The 18,257-nt window shown below is 58.9% G+C and carries 10 protein-coding genes, 1 tRNA gene and 1 pseudogene; 10 read left to right on the top strand and 2 right to left on the bottom strand.

Going from position 1 to position 18,257, the window contains the following annotated elements; all coding sequences use genetic code 11:
• Position 1 precedes the first annotated feature (1 nt).
• Positions 2 to 1,273, top strand: coding sequence for a methyltransferase (locus ABJ99_RS25255; RefSeq protein ID WP_054088120.1), 1,272 nt, complete (start codon positions 2 to 4; stop codon positions 1,271 to 1,273).
• 345 nt (positions 1,274 to 1,618) lie between these two features.
• On the opposite strand, the gene ABJ99_RS25250 is transcribed toward ABJ99_RS25255, so the two are convergent.
• Positions 1,619 to 2,632 carry a J domain-containing protein gene (locus ABJ99_RS25250; protein WP_054088119.1) on the bottom strand — a complete coding sequence of 338 codons (1,014 nt, stop codon included), beginning with the start codon at positions 2,630 to 2,632 and terminating at the stop codon, positions 1,619 to 1,621.
• A 767-nt stretch (positions 2,633 to 3,399) separates the two neighbouring features.
• Here ABJ99_RS25250 and ABJ99_RS25245 point away from each other — a divergent pair.
• The 4 genes from ABJ99_RS25245 (at position 3,400) to ABJ99_RS27890 (ending at position 6,328) form a co-directional block, all read left to right on the top strand.
• A tRNA-Thr gene (locus tag ABJ99_RS25245) sits at positions 3,400 to 3,475 on the top strand.
• A gap of 580 nt (positions 3,476 to 4,055) precedes the next feature.
• Positions 4,056 to 4,526: a hypothetical protein gene (locus ABJ99_RS25240; protein ID WP_054088118.1), complete on the top strand. Its 471-nt coding sequence runs from the start codon at positions 4,056 to 4,058 to the stop codon at positions 4,524 to 4,526.
• 931 nt (positions 4,527 to 5,457) lie between these two features.
• Complete coding sequence (locus ABJ99_RS28515) at positions 5,458 to 5,661, top strand: hypothetical protein (RefSeq protein WP_147461861.1); 204 nt, start codon at positions 5,458 to 5,460, stop codon at positions 5,659 to 5,661.
• A gap of 208 nt (positions 5,662 to 5,869) precedes the next feature.
• Positions 5,870 to 6,328, top strand: a complete 459-nt coding sequence (locus ABJ99_RS27890; RefSeq protein WP_080378320.1) for a papain-like cysteine protease family protein — start codon at positions 5,870 to 5,872, stop codon at positions 6,326 to 6,328.
• 54 nt (positions 6,329 to 6,382) lie between these two features.
• On the opposite strand, the gene ABJ99_RS28510 is transcribed toward ABJ99_RS27890, so the two are convergent.
• Entirely contained in the window at positions 6,383 to 7,354 is a 972-nt protein-coding gene (locus ABJ99_RS28510) for a hypothetical protein (protein ID WP_054088117.1), read from the bottom strand.
• Positions 7,355 to 7,472: 118 nt separating this feature from the next.
• Between ABJ99_RS28510 and ABJ99_RS27880 the strand changes: the two are divergent.
• The 5 genes and pseudogenes from ABJ99_RS27880 to ABJ99_RS25215 all read left to right on the top strand — a co-directional run.
• A pseudogene (locus ABJ99_RS27880) lies at positions 7,473 to 7,694 on the top strand (type II toxin-antitoxin system HicB family antitoxin); the annotation flags it as partial.
• 125 nt (positions 7,695 to 7,819) lie between these two features.
• Positions 7,820 to 8,551 carry a hypothetical protein gene (locus ABJ99_RS25230; RefSeq protein ID WP_054088116.1) on the top strand — a complete coding sequence of 244 codons (732 nt, stop codon included), beginning with the start codon at positions 7,820 to 7,822 and terminating at the stop codon, positions 8,549 to 8,551.
• A 446-nt stretch (positions 8,552 to 8,997) separates the two neighbouring features.
• Positions 8,998 to 10,665, top strand: a complete 1,668-nt coding sequence (locus ABJ99_RS25225) for a ShlB/FhaC/HecB family hemolysin secretion/activation protein (protein ID WP_154864510.1) — start codon at positions 8,998 to 9,000, stop codon at positions 10,663 to 10,665.
• A 9-nt stretch (positions 10,666 to 10,674) separates the two neighbouring features.
• A complete protein-coding gene (locus tag ABJ99_RS25220) occupies positions 10,675 to 11,208 on the top strand; it encodes a toxin-activating lysine-acyltransferase (protein ID WP_054088114.1) in 534 nt (177 codons plus the stop codon).
• Positions 11,209 to 11,247: 39 nt separating this feature from the next.
• A partial coding sequence (locus ABJ99_RS25215) for a hemagglutinin repeat-containing protein (RefSeq protein ID WP_230081095.1) occupies positions 11,248 to 18,257 on the top strand: 7,010 nt, incomplete at its 3' end.

Below are 18,257 nucleotides of genomic sequence, written 5' to 3'. Positions count from 1 at the left end.
TATGAAGGATGCTGGCATCACCCCCGCCAGTACCTCGTCACGCGAAACCACTGATATGCCCGTAGATCCATGCTTACAGGATGAACATTTTGGCAGCCACTTCGGTGCGCTGGACAGCTTCCTGTTCGCGCATCAGGCCTTGTGGCGGCCGAAACCATTCACGCACCTGCGCCTGCCATGGGAAGACAAATACCCGGAACTGGCGAACTGGCTGCGACATCGCACGCTGGAGCAGGCCGAAGCTGCACACAATCACCCGGAACAGCTCGACGCGCCTTTCCCCTTCACTCAACTGGCTGCAGAAGCGGTCGCCTTGAGCCATCTCGCGGAGCTGCCTGTTACGCCTCTCGAGCCCGTCGATGTGCGAATGAGCGTCGAGGTGCCTGGCCGCAAATGGCAGCAGATCGAAGCGTTCGCCAGCCATCTCGACATGCGCGACAGCACGACTCACTGGCTGGACTGGTGCGCAGGCAAAGGTCACCTGGGGCGTCGCCTGACCGGAAACGACCAGAGCCTCACGTGCCTTGAGCAAGACCCTGGGCTGATCGAAGCAGGCCTGACCCTGAGTGCCCGACAAGGCATCGACGCGAAGCATATGCGACAGGACGTGATGGCCGATGACGCCTGGCGCTGTCTGCACGCGCATCACACGCCTGTCGCGCTGCATGCCTGCGGCGATCTGCACATTCAGTTGATGGAACTGGCCAGCCAGACCGGCTGCCAGCACATCGCAATCGCGCCATGCTGTTACAACCGCACCCGACACGACATCTATCAGCCGCTGTCCAGCGAAGGCAAGGCCTCGGGGCTGAAGCTGTCGCGAGACGAGCTTGGCCTGCCGCTGAGCGAAACCGTGACGGCAGGCGCCCGCGTACGCCGTCAACGCGACACCTCGATGGCCCGCCGCCTGGGCTTCGACCTGCTACAGCGCGGCCTGCGTGGCATTGATGATTATCTGCCCACGCCTTCACTGCCGACGTCATGGCTGGACGCGCCCTACGCCGACTATTGCGCTCATCTGGCGAATCTGAAAAACCTGCCGGCACTAGGCAAGCAGGACTGGGCGCAATGGGAGGCCGACGGCTGGCGACGACTGGCAGAAGTGCGCAACCTGGAACTGCTGCGAAACCTGTTTCGACGCCCACTGGAAGTCTGGCTGGTGCTGGACCGCGCAATGTATGTGCGAGAGCAGGGTTATAGCGTTCGCGTTGGCACTTTCTGTGACAGCCAGCTTACCCCTCGCAACCTGCTGATTCTGGCTCGAAAAGCGTGATGTAAAACGTTTGAGCAACCTGTGGATAAGTCTGTTGATGAAAATGTGGATGAGTGCGTTAAAGCTTGGCGCGCCAGTTACTGAAGCCACTTATTTTTTTCCGCCAACCTTCCGTTAACCCGCAAAAACAGTGGTTTGCGCTTGACTCGGCCCAACTGCACCTATCTGGTCACGCGCGCAAATCTTTATAGTGCAATTGTGCATAAAGATTTGGTAAAGGCTCTGGCACGGGCGTTTTCCGCGCCCGAATCGTGCACACGACGCACACTGCGCGAAGCGGTTTTGGCGTTGGATTTCAGAGAGTGTGCAGGCAGGTGAACCCATGGATTCTGCGTTGTTACGCCTTTAAAACTGGTCATCCTTCAACCGGACAAACAGCACACTGCGATTCGCCAGCTTGCGCAACGTCAGCTTGTAGGCGCTGGACTTGATCTGACTGCCCATCGGCGTCTCCTCCAGCAAAATACGCCCCGACGCAAAAGCGCAGCCAGTGTTCAGCATCTTGTACTTGAGCAGATACAGCCCGGGGTTCATCTTGCTGAACGTAAACGTCGCCCCGGCCGGAACATACGCATGCCGAAAGTCCTTGCGCCCCACCGCGTCCGTGACCTTGGCATACACGGCTGACTCACCAGCCGTGTTATCCACCGTGATCTGCGACCAGCCGCTGTCTTTGAGCAACGGCATGTCCTTCACATAACCCGGCTTATCAGCCCAGGGTGCGCCCAGCGGGTCCAGTGCTGGCACTCCGCACTCGGACGCCGCCGGATCAACCGGCTTTACCAGGCTGGCCACAGGCTCTTCAACCGGAACAACAGGCACAGGCTTGACCCGCGTGTGTGCAACCGAGAGCGATTCGGCCGGCACAAACGACTTGCCGGCCCCAGGGTCGTACCCCATCCACGCCCCGCCCGCGCAGAAAACCACAAACAGCAGCGCCCAGCGCCACGCACTGCGGCGACGCTTGTCACTGGACGGTGATCGAGGGGATGACGAAGCGCTAGCGGCCGTTCCAGGCTGAGCGGTACGTTGAGGCGCAGCGGGAGCCTGAGCCACTGCCGAACCATAAACATGCACCTTCTGCCCTTTTGCGGCCTGCGCCTGTCTGCGACGAGCCGCTTCCACACGCGCTTTATTCTCGTCGGCAGCGAGTTGCGCGTCATAAGCCGCGCGCCGTCCGGCATCCGCCAGCACATCATGAGATGCATTGACGACGCCCATCATCTCCGAGGCGTAAGGATCGGAATTCCTGTCCGGGTGCAGCTTCTGCGCCAGCTTGCGATAAGCCTTCTTGATCTGCTCAGGAGAGGCATCGCGAGCAACACTCAGCAGCTCGTAATGCGTGGGTGTTCTCTGCATTGCACTTGCTGTCCATGGCCGACTGCCATTTTTGATACACCTGTATCGGCCATGAAACACCGAACTCCAATGCGAATGCCACGCAAACCGAAAAACCGGAACCAGCGCACAAGAAAATGCCCGAATCCACAGGATTCGGGCATTTCTTTAAACGTCGATGAAGCTTTCGTGAGCGTCCAGACGCACATTCATGCGATTCAGACAGCAATCCTCAGCCCCACCTTGCGCAAAGCCCTGAGGGCCAGACGCGATACAAATTTACGTCAACACACTCTTCAGTGAATGACCAGCCTGCGGCATACAACACCCGAAGCCCGGTTACGATCCATCGTGCCACTCATGAGATAGTCCTTTATCTACTTGGCTGAAAAGCTAACGACCTGTGCTGCTGACTCAGTAGCCGGGCCGTTGAGAACAAGCCTAGGGAAAGCCCCGACCCTGCGCAACCGCCCAAAAACGCTTTGCCTTGCTCAGGTCCTGATAATGCCCCAAATCGCCACCAGCGCTGAACGCAGCGGTTTGCGCGGCCGGGTTAAAAATCGACTGCCTCTTGATGCTGTGCCTTCCTATCCAAAAGACAAAATCACCACTCAAAAGCCCAGCAATCGCACACAGCAAACAGACCAATCCCCCAAAACCAACGGAAACGTCCTGCACAACCACCCGCCCACATCTGACCTGGGGCGCCAACGGTCAATTTTTTTCAACTGAATCAGACAGCTAGGGTTTACAAGCGCATCAGAAGCTATATACTCGCAGCCCATTACGCCGGTATAGCTCAGTTGGTAGAGCAACTGACTTGTAATCAGTAGGTCCCGGGTTCGACTCCTGGTGCCGGCACCATATAAATCAAGGGCTTGCAGCGATGCAGGCCCTTGTTTTTTGCGGTACACGTAACAAGCCACGTAACAAGCCATCCTTTCACTGTGCCTGACCAGGCCTAAGACGTGATTACTCGCGCCGGTAAAAGCGCACACGCCAACACACGTCCGCACCTCCCCAAGCAGCCCACCGAAGGGCAGCGTCTCAAAATTTGTTGGGGCAGAAAAAAAGAGCGATATTAGTAATATGCGTTGCTGAAAACGGCTACAGCCCTTGTAAATCAAGGCTCTCAGCGTTTTCGGGAAATAGCGATATTGAAGCGATATGAAGGCGATAATATTACCTTTATGAACAGTAATATTTACCTTCCTTAAAACCCAATGATTCCGGGGGTTTGGTAAAATATCGCTATTCATATAGCTACCATATCGCTACCCCCTGCTATATGAACGACCCAGCAAAACCGGGGCCTCCAACCCCTTTTTCCTCGCATCTAGCTAATATCGCTATTTTTTTTACCCCACCCCCATTTTCAGAACGAAATCCCACGTTCCGGTCACATTTCAGCGCCATCGACCCGCTCGGGGCATAGGAGATAAACATGTCCGAGGATTTATGCGTCACTGACCAGATCGCGTTGTCCCGCCATCGAGTTTTCCTCCTGAGGGAGTTGAATCGAACCAGAAGCACCGCGCTTCGTTCGGCGATCTATGACCAGCTCGCCCATTTTTCTGCGCTGCTCTGCATGCCGATACCAGCCCTCGATACCATTGGCTTGCCCGAACAGTCAGCTGAGGACGCATTGATTCCATTCTGGTCAGCACTCGACCTACTGGATGGCAAAGGCGAACAGTACAACCATTCGGCGGCACCCGAGTCGTTGCTCGCGATCAACTTCAAAGATCTGCAATCACGTCTGGACAAGCATGGTTGCGGGATACAGGTCGACTCATCTCTCCGCAGATTTCTAACCGAGTCCGTTAAGCCGAAATTCGTCGAGGCCAACAAGAACGTGGCCAGTGTTTTATTGAAGAAAACAGTCAGGTGCATGGTTTTTCAAGCCCGCGAATGACTGTGTAACGCAGTGAAACCTCCAAACTGACCTACAAGCCTTGTCGCTCAAGGCTTCCAGCCCATCCACTGCGAACGAGGCTGTGATCGAAATCGGTCTACGATTTGATCGACCCTGATTTCGAAAACCTTGGCCTCAGGGTCTTTTTTAGTTTTTCACCCAGCAAAACCGGGGGCTTCTGCACGGAACTCCTGAATGCCTTTCCAAGGTCCACTGTGCAATCCCACTGCATTCCTCTGCAAAACTTTGCACTCTGTGAAATGGCTGATCAGCCCCAGAGGCCCGCGGCCCGCTTGGGCTTGAAGGGCTATTGCACTGCATCGAGATTTGCAAAAAAAACGGACACGAAGCCCGTCGGCGGGAGGGGGATAAGTGCTTTTCCTTCACTTTTTTCTTTCTGAGCATAGTTTTCTGACCTCGACTTACTGAGCTGATTCGGTTACTTCATCTAAAACTAGTAGCAAGCTCGCCCCACCCCAAACTATTGTAGCTATATAAAAAGTGTAGCCAGATAGACGGAAGCAATCAGCATAAGAGGTAGCTATTTTATGCGATGCGCAAGCACTTAAACTCTTACACGAAGTAATCTTTCGAACATGAACATTCTATTTTATATAATTTTCTGGATAGATATCAAAAACCAACCAAACTGTTCGACATACAAAAATATGCAGCGATAAAATTTATCATGTCAGGTTCATGCTGCGGGCAGTCGGCGGTAGAACATCCGAGCGGCTGCGCAATGGAGGCGGAACACTCCTATAAAACGAGTTACCGAAAACACCGTATTTTGCTACGAACGCAAACAGCAGTTCAGTAATACGCAGGACAAAAATTTCAAATTTTCTCATGAATGTACGAAGCTGGACGTGGAACCTTTCGACGTTTGCGACCACTGACTCATCACCCATTAAGCTACCGTAGGTGGATCATGAAAATTGTGCACAGTGTGATGAGTCATATTCCGTCCAGCCATGACGTGCCTTCGCCGCCCGATTCCAAGCCAGCTAATCAAAAAAGAGTGGCTTCTGCTACCGGCGATAATGCAACGATTAAAAAAAATTTAGTAAATCCTGAAACCCGTGCATTGCTCTCCTCTAAGGAAGGTCTGAAAAAGCCTCTTCTTCAAAAATAGAAGCCAGTAAATACAGGCGCTCCAGCCCGGTTTCTCTCCAAAAAAAGGGCTTTTTCAGAGGGTCCCTAAGACAATACTAGGAAGGCAAAAAATAGATCCCCCTGCTTTTGGAGGATTCTTTAAGAAAAAATCATCTAGGCACGGGGCCGAAAGCTCAAGCTCAAACGCTGAATATTCAAATTCGACATCCACTTCAGTTGAGCGGCCAATGTTTCGTTTAACGCACGTACCCTACGTCTCCCAAGGAAATGAGCGAATGGGATGTTGGTATGCCTGTGCAAGAATGGTAGGACATTCCGTTGAGGCAGGGCCTCGATTAGGATTACCTGAACTCTACGATCAGCGCTCCGGACACTCTGGTCTACAGGACTTCTCTGACGTCGAACGGTTTATCCAAAATGAAGGTTTGACTAAAGTAGACTTACCCGCAAGCGAGCACTTTTCACACGAAGAACTTGGAGAACTCCTCTACAAGCATGGTCCAATAATTTTTGGGTGGAAGACTCCCAATAACAGCTGGCATATGTCAGTCCTCACAGGTGTAGACTCACACACTTCGTCAGTGATTTTCCACGATCCTCGCCAAGGACCTGACATAACAATGCCGCTTAGTTATTTCAATCAGCGCCTAGCGTGGCAGGTCCCTCACGCAATGCTCTATCGATAACAAGCTTTGCTCTGTATGAAAAGTCAGCGAGCGCAGCGACTTTTCGTACAGAGTCTAATAGGTAGCCGCCTTTAGCTGCAGAAGCAGCACTGCAGCGTTGCCTGCGTCTGTTGCAAATGCGGCTGCATTGTTAGGCAACGGAGACGTACCATGAGTGTGAGCAGCAAGCTGGGTGTTCATGTCCTGAACCAGATCGAGCAGGTCACACACCACCTGAAAGATGTTCACAGTGCTGGACCCGACCCAGCTTTTAGGTGCCTGAAAACGCTGGCTTTTACCGGTGATGCTTTCACGCAGCCCCTGAATCCGCTCGTGCATGTCCCCCCCCACCGTGGCGTTGTGCTTCTGGCCGACCACCAGGTTCAGATCGCGCCCGGTTGCCTGGTGCAAGTCGTCCACTGCCGCCAGGCTGGCGGATCCGCCGGACAGCAGCTTGAGCGCGCCCAGGGCCTCGATCCTCTTCACGCCCCCCACTGACTCAGTCGAATGGTCGTCCACCGTCCTGGTGTGACTCTGGAAGCGCTCGGCGTTGGTCATCGCGTCCACTTCGCGCTCAATCGCCTGGTCTTGGATTTTGCCGTCGGTCTTGCGCAGCCAGTTGCCATCCGCGTCGACTCGCTGCTGCACGGCGTCGCTGTGCTGCCACACCTGGTCGCCCTTCGGGACCTTTGGCAGTGCCAGGCCGTGCGGTAGGATGGTCTGGATATAGGGCTTGTGCGGCAGGCCATAAGCGAAGCACACCACCACGCTGGTGCCCTCCTCCGGAAAGGCAAAGAACCCCATTTCATCGCCCCCCACCGGCATTGGCAGTGGCACGCCGGCCAGTACGGGCAGTGCTATATCGATCTCGCCATCTGGCCCCATCACCTGCAGGTCGACCGAGAAGCGCGGTCGGAAGTCGTCACACAGTCCGGCACTGGCCGGCGCATCCGCCACGGCCACGACCTTGGCGAAGCGCGGCAAGTGATAGCCGCCAGTGAGTTCAGGGAATTGTCGCTGTACGCTACGCTTTATTGCGTCGTCCATTTGATGGCCATCTGTGTGCCGGCCAGCGTCACGTTCGTGATCCGCTCGCCCTGGTTGATTGATACGCCTGGTCGCAAGCCTGGTAAGGCTGCGATCATTGCGCTCTGGCTGCCTTGGTACCCGACATGCGCAAAACCCGGACTTTGAGGGCTGCACTTGGGCGCTGGTGGACATTGACGTCACCAAATACATGGGGAAAGCGGAAAAGCTGAACATCACGCTTCCGGGTCATTTGCTGACCAGGATCGATGAGTATGTAAAGCACCATCCTGAAGAGAAAAGCCGTTCAGCCTTCCTTGCCTCAGCCGCTCTTAAAGTCTTGCAAGGATCACGAATCTGATTTCTGCGTCCCGGTAACCGGGCCTGCATAAATGGCAGGCCTAATAGCTTGACTGGTGACCAGCCTAAAGCTCCCCCCAACCCCGTCGATACCCTCGTTACACCCCGCAATCATGGATCGATGAAATGGTTATCTCACTCACCCCCGGCAACAATACATCTCCCACCATCACCCTCCCCCATTCTGGCGTGACGCTTACTCCGAAGCCGCTTACGGATGCGCAGAAAGAAGCGCTGAAGAACGCTGCCGCCAACACGCCAGCTGTCATCTATCACCCTAGCACTGAGGTTCCTGCCACGACGGAGCCAATGGAGGTGATCGAGACCTGGATAGGCCGTTCTCAGTCGCCTGAGTTTCCGCAGATGGCGGCGCAGCACAGGACGTCGACGGAGGCGTTGAAGACGTCGTATGAAGCGTTCAAGTCGACGCTGGCGTCGGTTTATCCGGATCTGGCCGACAAGAAGTTTGGTTTCACGATCGAGGCTGACGGCAACTTGAAGGCGACCAACAGTTCCGGTGAGTTGAGCGATGCGGACACCAAGCAGTTGAACACGCTGTTGAACGCATCCAGCGGGCTGAAAGCGGCAGCGACTACTTATCGGGAAACGGCCATTGATCTGGTCGATGCCGATTCGCCCTGGAGCGGCAGTTATCTGGGTCGTTACAACCTGACCAAGGAGAACTTCGCCAGCTCGCTGGATCTCGGGGCGTTGTTTATTCCCAAGACGTCGACGCCGTCGAAAGAACAATTCGATGGCATGTTTTTTAATCAGCTGGCCTATAAAGGCGTGCTGCACACCCAGGAAACAGAAGCGGCCATGCTTGCTGCGCGAGCGGCGGAGAAGGCGGCGGGATGATTCGAAACGATGAGTATGCAGCCTGCCGATAACAGGCCGCATGCTCCCGCAATATCGGCGTTTCTGGACGTTCAGCGCTCTATTCCACGGCCCTGAACGTTTCATATAGCTTACCGGCCGTGTGAAAGTTGTCACATTTTTTGAACTTTGTATCAAGTCGCGTACCCATTACGAAACTTTTGGCGTGGTCCGCTATCTGAACTCTCCGACGCCATGTAGGAAATTTCTTTTTCTGCACGTCGAAATACTCACCTTTTTCTCTTTCTTCAGTGTCACTGCCGTTCCAGGCGGTGCACTTATTGCGCCTCTGATTCTGCCCACAAGGATGTGAAATGCACCCGGATGCACGCTGCCCACTGCTCAAGCCAAGCCCCGCTCGACGTTTTGTGGAGGTGACCCGCTTGTCGTCATTGAATGCCAGACACTTCGCGCTGACGGCGTTGGCAATGTGCACACTCTTGGTGGCCGCTACGGGCCAGGCGGCCGGGCCTGAAGAGGAGTTGCTGCGCCAGCAGGAACGTGAGCGAGCCCTGCGTGATCAATTGGAATCGCGGCCCGATGTGCGTCTTCAGGCACCGACGCTGGATGAGGGTGGCACGCGTCTGCCTGCAAAAGAGGCGCCTTGCTTTGCCATCAATGACATTCGCCTGATTGGCGAGGCATCCGAGAAATTTCAGTGGGCGTTGAAGGCTGCCAACCCCAAGGATGATCCTGCCGTGGGCCGTTGCCTGGGTGGCGCGGGCATCAACATGACGATGAAGCGTATGCAGAACGCGATCATCGAGGCGGGCTACGTCACCACTCGTGTCCTCGCCGAAGCTCAGGATTTGAACAGCGGGATTCTGGTGCTGACGATAGTGCCGGGGCGCATTCGCGAGATTCGTTTTGCGGAAGGCACCAGCCGCCGTGCCAACCTGTGGAATGCGATGCCGGCCAACCCCGGCGATCTGCTCAACCTGCGTGACATCGAGCAGGCACTGGAGAACTTCAAGCGCGTGCCGACCGCTGAGGCCGACATTCAGATCACGCCTGCCCGTGCGGCGGATGCCAAACCCGGCGAAAGTGATGTGGTGATCAAGTGGAGCCAGCAATTCCCGGCCCGCGTGAGCCTGTCTGTGGATAACTCGGGCAGCAAGACCACAGGCAAATATCAGGGCAACGTGTCGTTGTCTCTGGACAACCTGCTGTCGCTCAACGATCTGTTCTACGCCAGCTTCAACCACGACCTGGGCGGCGGCGAGTCCGGGCGGCGCGGCTCGGATGGCAATACGTTCCACTACTCGCTGCCCTTCGGTTACTGGCAACTGGCATTCACCACCAGCGAGTACAACTACGAGCAGTCAGTCGCAGGTGCTACCCAGACCTACCAGTACCGTGGCGAGAGCCGTAACAACGATCTGCGCCTGTCGCGCCTGCTGTACCGCGACGCGGTGCGCAAGACCACGGCATGGGGCGGCGTTTGGACACGGTCGTCGGAAAACTTCATCGATGACACCGAGATCGGCAACCAGGATCGGCGCATGGCGGGCTGGCATTTCGGCCTCGATCATCGTGAATTCATCGGCGCTTCGATTCTTGACCTCGGGGTCGCCTATCGGCGCGGCACCGGCGCGCATGACTCGTTGCAGGCACCGGAAGAGCCGTCCGGCGCAGGGACTTCGCGCTCGCAGATCATTACCGCCGACGCGCAGCTGCAAGTGCCGTTCACCCTCAGCGATCAGCGCCTGCGCTACATCGGCGGCTGGCGCTCGCAGTGGAACCGTACACCGCTGGTGCCTCAGGACCGCTTCTCGATTGGCGGACGCTACAGCGTGCGCGGATTTGACGGGGAAAACATCCTGTCTGCGGACCGCGGCTGGACGTTGCGCAACGAAATCGGCCTCGCGTTGGGGCAGACCGTTCAGGAGCTGTACACCGGGGTCGACTATGGCGAAGTCAGCGGTCAGGCCAGCCAGTTTCTGATCGGCAAGCGCCTGGCTGGTGCCGTGGTCGGCGTGCGCGGCGGTTACAAAGGTCTGTCTTATGACTGGTCGGTGGGCACGCCGCTCAAGAAGCCGGATGGCTTCGAGACCGCCAACGTGACCAGCGCCTTTACCGTCATCTGGTCCTTCTGAGGTCATGCCATGCGCTTCGAAACGCTAGACATCACTGCACCCGGCCTGATTGATGAGCCGTGGAACGAGGCGGCAGTGCTCGGCTCGGTCACGTGGCTGTGGATGCATTCCAAAGCGCATCGCGATGCGCCGCTGCACAGCCTGCCGACATTGTTGCTGCCCGCGCTCAAGCATCGTCAGTTTGTGCTCGGCAGCGAAGACGGCAAACCGGTGTGCTACCTGTCCTGGCTCACCGTCGATGAGGCGGCCGAGCGGCGCTACCTGCAGCAGTCGCCGCTGATGCTGAGCGAGGCCGACTGGAACAGCGGCGAACGTATCTGGCTCAACGACTGGGTAGCACCGTTCGGGCACAGCGCAGCGCTGTCGCGCGTGTTGCACCGCCAGCTGTTCGCCAACAAATGTGGGCGCGCGCTCTATCACCGCGGTGAAGAGCGAGGCCTGCGGATCAAGACATTCCAGGGCATCGGTGTGATCCCTGAACAGGCCAAGGCCTGGTTTGCGGCTCACCCGGTCGCCACTACACCGTCACCTGACCCCTTATAAACGCTGGTTTCGCGGGCTGACTCCGCAGATGGAATTGCTATGAACAAGCACCTGTACCGAATCGTTTTCAACAAGGCACGCGGTCTTTTGATGGTGGTGGCGGAGAACGTCGCCAGCCAGGTCAAGGCACCGGGCACCCGCGCCAGTCGCGCCGCCGTCGCACCGGGTTGCACCGCGACGCTGGGGCCGCTGCGCTTTGCGTTGATGACCGCGATCGGGTTGGTGTCCTTGAGCGTCGTGCCAGCATGGGCAGCGGGCATCGTGGCCGATCCTTCGGCTGCGGCGGGTCAGCGTCCGACGGTGATCGAAAGCGCCAACGGCACGCCACAGGTGAATATTCAGGCACCGAGCGCCGCCGGGGTTTCGCGCAACACTTACAACCAGTTCGATGTCGACAAGCGTGGCGTGATCCTCAACAACAGCAGCGCCAACAGCCAAACGCAACTGGGTGGCTGGATCGAGGGCAACGCGGCGATGGCCAAAGGCAACGCGCGGGTCATTCTCAACGAAGTCAACGCCAGCAATCCCAGCCAGCTTCAGGGCTATGTCGAAGTCGCGGGGCAGCGCGCCCAAGTGGTGATCGCCAACCCGGCCGGCATTACCTGTGACGGTTGCGGCTTCATCAACGCCAACCGCGCAACCCTGAGCACCGGCCAGGCGCAACTGGAAAATGGCGCCATCACCGGTTACACCGTGAACAGCGGCGCGATCACTATTCAGGGCAAAGGCCTTGATACCCGCGACGCCGATTACACCGACCTGATTGCCCGCACGGTGCAGGTCAATGCGGGCATCTGGGCGAACGATCTGAAGGTCACGGCCGGACGCAATCAGGTCAATGCCGACAACACCCAGGCCACGCCTCAGGCAGGAGCCGAGGGCGACAAGCCTGCCGTGGCGATCGACGTGGCGCAACTGGGCGGCATGTACGCCGGGAAGATCATGCTGGTGGGCACCGAGTCCGGTGTCGGCATGCGCAACGCCGGGCAGATCGGTGCCATGGCCGGCGAAGTGGTCATCAGCGCAGATGGCAAATTGCAGAATCAGGGCGCAATCAGCAGCGCAACAACGACCCGGATCAATGCCACCAGCGTTGACAACAGCGGCTCGCTGTACGCCAAAAGTGACCTGAACCTCACCAGCTCCGGCGATATCGATAACAGCGGCACCATCGCCAGCCAGAATCAGACCAGCATCAGCGCCAAGGCGATTCGCAGCACCAAAGGTTCAAGCCTGGCAGCGGGCGCAGGCGAGGACGGCAAACTGGGCAGCAGCGGCAACCTGGCTGTTCGCGCCACCAGCGTCAAGGCCCAGGGTCAGAACCTTGCGGCAGGCGATCTCAGCGTTCAGGCCGATGATCTGGACCTCAGCGGCAGCCAGACTCAAGGGCGTAATGTCTCCCTGAACGCCAGCAATGGCGACGCCAACCTCAGCAGCAGCCGGGTCGACGCCAGCCAGACCCTCACGGCCAGCGCGACGAAAACCCTGCGCACTAACAGCGCCAGCGTCAACGCCGACAACGTGCAACTGAACGCCAGCGACGTGTCCAACGTCGGCGGCGAACTGGTGCAGACCGGCGTTGCCGATACCTCGATCAACGCCAGTGCGACCCTCGACAACCGCAGCGGGCGCATTGCTTCCAACGCCAACAACACCCGCCTGCGTGCCAGCCGTGTCGACAACAGCGGCGGCAACATTGAACACGCCGGTCAAGGTGCGCTGGATATCCAGGCCAACCGGCTCGATGGCAACACAGGCAGCATTGCCAGCAACGGCGCGCTGTCGATCAAGGCCGCCGATGTGGTGGTCGATGATGGCCTGACCCAAGGCCGGCAGATCACCCTAGACACGACCAACCTGTCCAACCAGCGCGGTCGCATTCTGCAAACCGGTGCTCAGCCGTTGCAGATCAACGCCAGCCAGCGATTCGACAATCAGAGCGGCCAGGTCAGCAGCCCAGGCACTGTGGCGCTCAATGTCGGCACGCTGAACAACCAGAGCGGTAAAGTCATCGCCACTGACGGCGGTCTGCTGACGGTCACTGCCGGTGATCTGATCGACAACAGTGGCGGCACGCTGGCGGCCAGCGGCACCGCGCAACTGAACGGCGCCCGTCTGGAAAATACCCAAGGCACGGTCAGCTCCAGTGGCGAGCTGCAAGCGCAGTTCAGCCAGTTGAACAACATCGGCGGTACGCTCGCGTCGACCCAGCGCATGGCGATCATCGCCGGGCAGTTCAACAACACCAATGGCGTGCTGGGCTCGGTGCAATCCGGCCTCTCAATCAACGTGACCAACGGCGCGCTGACCAATACAGGCGGGCGGCTGGAGGCCCAGGGTGACATCGACGTCGCGGCCCAGGGGCTGGATAACCGCAGCGGTGTGATCAGTGGCCAGGCACTGAACCTGAACAGCAACGGCAATCTGGCCGACAACAGCGACGGCACACTCGACGCGCGCGCCACGCTCGACCTGCGCAGCGGCGAATTGCGCAACGCTGCGGGCCTGATTCAGTCTACCGGCAAGCTGGTCATCGACACCGGCAGCCAAGCGCTGAATAACCTGCAATCGGGCACCACCAAAGGCATCAGCGGCCAGGATGCCGTGGACATCCGCAGCGCCAGCATCAACAACAGTGCCGGCTTTCTGAGCGCCAAGGGCAACCTGTCGCTCAACGTCAGCGACGTGAGCAACACCGACGGTGGCCAGATCATTGGTGAGAAAACCGTCCACATCGAAGGCGCACAACTGGACAACCGTGGCGGCCAATTGCAAAGCCTCGGCGACGTCGAGCTGGTGCTGGGTCAGACACTCAACAATCAGGGCGGTCTGGTGCGCAGTGCCGGCGCATTGAGCCTGAGCACCGACGCGCTCGACAACAGCGCCACCCAAGGCACCAACCAAGGCCTTGAAGGCCGCAGCATGAACCTGGCGGTCAACACCCTCGACAACCAGAGCGGTGCCGTACGCACCGATGAAAACCTGCTGCTGGGCGTCAGCCAGACGCTGAACAACCAGAACGGGCTGATCTCTTCGACCGGCGACCTGACGATCAGTGACCGCGATACCGCGCAGCGTCGCCAATCGGTGAACAACCTCGACGGCACGCTGATTGCGGGCAAACTGTTGTCGCTCAACGCCGCGTATTACAGCGGTACGGGCCGGGCGCTGAGCCTGGGTGACCTCAATTTCAGCTTGCAGAGCGGCCTGGACCTGAGCGGGCAGATTCAGGCCAACAATAACGTTGATCTGAACACCGCCGGGGCGCTCAACAACACGGGCCGTTTACTGGCGGGTAACGCGCTGCTGGTCAATGCCCAGACACTCGACAACAGTGCCAACGCTGAAATCAGCGCGGGCCAGGTTCGCCTGAACATTGCTGACACGCTGACTAACCGGGGCCTGATCGATGGCCAGCAAGTGCGCGTGCAGGCCGCAACGCTCAACAACCTGGGCACTGCGCGCCTGTATGGCGATCAACTGGCGATAGCCACCAGCACATTGAACAACCTCGATGAAAACGGCGTCGCCGCGACCGTTGCGGCCCGTGAGTCGCTGAATATCGGCACCGGCACCTTGAACAACCGCGAGGAGTCGCTGATCTTCAGTGCCGGCGACCTCGCCATCGGCGGCGCCCTCAGCGCTCTCGACACCGCTCAGGACCGCGCTCAATTACTGACCAACGCCAGTGCGACCGTCGAAGCGCTCGGCAATCTGTCGCTGAACGTACAAAGCGTGCGCAATACCAACGAACACTTCAGCACCCGCGACGTAGAAGTCAGCCGCACGCCGGAACAGGAATTTCAGCTCACCGGCTCGACCAACCGCTATCAAGCCAACGAGATCTCGCTGCGCAACGACGAGGTGAATTACCTGGTCACCCCTGAGGGCCAGCGCGACAACTGGAACCGCTACGACTACACCCGCGTGGTGAACGAAACCCAGATCGCCACCTCGGCACCGGCGCAGATCCTGTCTGGCGGGACGATGCAGATCAGCGCGGGCGATGTGCTCAACGACAAGAGTCGCATCATCGCCGGCGGGCTGTTGCAGGCCGACGTGACCAGCCTGACCAACACCGAACTGTCGGGCGAGCGCACGACCGTCGACAGCGGCACTGTTACCAACTTTTACCGCATGCAGCGCAAGGGCCGCGACCGGCAGGGCTCTAACACGGCAGCCTACACCCCTGCCCCGTTGATTCAGGAAATATCCCTGCAACCGACCGTCTTCGCGCAAAACTCGGTAGTCAGCGGCACAGGCACCCAGATCAGCGCGCGCGGCACTCAGGCGGTCGGCCAGCAGATCGCGGCCACCGGCACCGTCAGCGCACCCGTGGCGCGAACCTTTCAGGTCGCACCGATTGTCCAGGTTGCGGCGCAGACGACCCAGAACGCCCAAGGCGTGGCCGAGCAGATTCGCACTGGCGGTCCGTCCCTTGAATTGCCAAACAACAGCCTGTTCACCACCAACCCGCAGACCACCAGCAACTACCTGATCGAAACTGATCCGCGTTTCGCCAGCTATCGCACCTGGCTGTCTTCGGATTACATGCTGGAACGCTTGCAAGTCGACCCAGCCCTGACCCAGCAGCGTCTTGGCGATGGCTTCTATGAACAGAAACTGATTCGCGAACAGGTCGCGCAACTCACCGGCCGACGTTTCCTTGATGGCTACGCCAACGACGAAGCGCAGTACCGGGCGCTGATCGATAACGCCGTCACCCTCGCCAATCAGTGGCAACTGGTGCCGGGTGTCGAACTGTCTCCCGAGCAAATGGCCCAACTGACCAGCGACATCGTCTGGCTGGTGCAGAAAAAAGTCACCCTCGCCAGCGGCGAAACCCGCAACGTGCTGGTGCCGCAGGTCTACGTGCGTGTGCAGGAAAGCGACCTCAACGGCTCTGGCTCGCTGATTGCCGGGCAACGCCTGAACCTGAACATCGCGGGCGATCTGGTCAACAGCGGCAGCCTGGCCGGGCGCAGCGTGATGGCGATTACCGCGCAGAACATCGAAAACCTCGGCGGCCGCATCCAGGCCGACAAGGTCTCGCTGACGGCCCGGGAAAACCTCGACAACCTCGGCGGCCTGATCGGCGCAACAGACAGCCTCGCCATCAACGCCGGGCAAAACGTCAACGTCGCGTCCAGCAGTCGCGACAGCAGCAGCGCTCAGGGCACGCGAACCAACCTGTCACGGGTGGCCGGCCTGTTCGTCAGCGGCGCTGGCGGCACCATGGACGTCAACGCTGGCAAAGACCTCAACCTGACCGGCGCCCAAGTGGTCAACGCAGGTACGGGCGGCAGCACGTCGCTGCAGGCGGGCAACAACATCAACTTGGCGACGGTTGGCGAAGCCCATCAGCAATCGGTCAACTGGAACAGCAGCAACTGGCGCAAGGACGCAAGCCAGACCGAAGTCGGCTCAACTGTCCAAGGCCAGGGCGATGTGCGCCTGAGCGCCGGGCAGGACCTCAACGCGCGGGGCGCGAGCGTTACCAGCCAGCAAGGCGCAATCATCGCCGACGCCGGGCGCGACGTGAATCTGACGGCTGCACAAAACACCCAGTTCGCCGATGAAGCACACAAGTTCAAAGGCAAGAACGGCCTGTTCTCCAGCAAGACCACCACCACACGCGACACCGTCAACCAGACCCAGGCGCAGGGCTCGACGCTGAGTGCCGAGCAAACCTATGTTCAGGCCGGTCGTGACATCAACGTCAGCGGCAGCAACGTGGTGTCCACCAACCAGACCGTTCTGGCGGCTGACAACAACATCAACATCGAAGCCGCGACCGAGAGCAGCAGCGAACGTCACGACAAGTCGGTGAAGAAAAGCGGCCTGTTCAGCGGCGGCGGCATCGCAGTCACACTCGGGACGCAGCAGCAGAGCGTCAAGGACCTCACTACTAGCCAGACCGCAGCGGCGAGTACGGTGGGGTCGACCAAGGGCGACGTGCTGATCGGAGCGGGCAAAAGCTACCGCCAGGTGGGCAGCCAGGTCACCGCGCCAGAAGGCAGTGTCGACATCACCGGGCAAACCATCGATGTGGTCGAAGCCCGCAACACCAGCAAGCGCGAGCGTGAAACCCTGTTCAAACAGACCGGTTTCACCCTGACCGTGACCAACCCGGTGATCAGCGCCATTCAGACCACCCAGCAGATGAAGCAGGCGTCGGAGAAAACCGACGACGGGCGCATGAAAGCGCTGGCAGCGGCCACGGTCCTGCTGGGCGGTAACAACGCCGCCACTGCGGTGGCGATGAACCCCGACATGGCAGGTGGCCTCAACATCAGCCTGTCGCTGGGCACCAAGAAAAACGAAAGCAAAACCACCCAGACCAGCGACAGCGCCGCCGGGTCGACCATCATCGCCGGTAACGACGTGCGTCTGCGCGCGACCGGCGCCGGTGCAGACAGCGACATCACCGTACAAGGCAGCCAGATCAAGGCCGGGCGAGACGCCAGCCTGATGGCCGACGGCGACATCAACCTGCTGGCCGCCAACAACACCAGCCGGCAAAACACCGACAGCAAAGGCAGCAGCGCCAGCGTCGGTATCGGCTTCTCGCTGGGCGGCAGCAAAAACGGCTTTACCCTGGACCTGGGCGTCACCGGCAATAAGGGTCAGGCTGACGGTGACGAGCTGACCCACACCAACACCACAGTGGAAGCTGGCAATCAGCTGCTGCTGGCGTCTGGCGGCGACACGCAGATCAAAGGTGCTGTAGCGAGTGGCAAGAAGGTCATCGCCAACGTTGGCGGCGACCTGAACATCGAAAGCCTGCAGGACACCAACACCTACAAGGTCGACGAAAAGAGCCTCGGCTTCGGCGTCAGCCTGTGCATTCCGCCGTTCTGCACCGGCATGAGCACCATCAGCGGTGCCAGCGGCAACTTCGGCGCAACCAACATCGACTCCAACTACGCCAGTGTCACCGAGCAATCGGGCATCAGGGCTGGCGATGACGGTTTCGACATCAACGTGCGGGGCAACACCGATCTGGTCGGCGCCATGATCGCCAGCAGCGACAAAGCCGTACAGGACGG

Origin of the sequence: Pseudomonas syringae pv. cilantro (genome assembly GCF_001293775.1) — a bacterium.
In the GTDB taxonomy this organism is placed as follows: domain Bacteria; phylum Pseudomonadota; class Gammaproteobacteria; order Pseudomonadales; family Pseudomonadaceae; genus Aquipseudomonas; species Aquipseudomonas syringae_P.
This window is presented reverse-complemented; position numbering and strand designations above follow the sequence as displayed.

Coding starts and splice junctions, on each gene's coding strand:
- ABJ99_RS25255 (WP_054088120.1), top strand. CDS start 2: ATGAAGGATGCTGGCATCACCCCCGCCAGTACCTCGTCACGCGAAACC.
- ABJ99_RS25250 (WP_054088119.1), bottom strand. CDS start 2,632: ATGCAGAGAACACCCACGCATTACGAGCTGCTGAGTGTTGCTCGCGAT.
- ABJ99_RS25240 (WP_054088118.1), top strand. CDS start 4,056: ATGTCCGAGGATTTATGCGTCACTGACCAGATCGCGTTGTCCCGCCAT.
- ABJ99_RS28515 (WP_147461861.1), top strand. CDS start 5,458: ATGAAAATTGTGCACAGTGTGATGAGTCATATTCCGTCCAGCCATGAC.
- ABJ99_RS27890 (WP_080378320.1), top strand. CDS start 5,870: ATGTTTCGTTTAACGCACGTACCCTACGTCTCCCAAGGAAATGAGCGA.
- ABJ99_RS28510 (WP_054088117.1), bottom strand. CDS start 7,354: ATGGACGACGCAATAAAGCGTAGCGTACAGCGACAATTCCCTGAACTC.
- ABJ99_RS25230 (WP_054088116.1), top strand. CDS start 7,820: ATGGTTATCTCACTCACCCCCGGCAACAATACATCTCCCACCATCACC.
- ABJ99_RS25225 (WP_154864510.1), top strand. CDS start 8,998: ATGTGCACACTCTTGGTGGCCGCTACGGGCCAGGCGGCCGGGCCTGAA.
- ABJ99_RS25220 (WP_054088114.1), top strand. CDS start 10,675: ATGCGCTTCGAAACGCTAGACATCACTGCACCCGGCCTGATTGATGAG.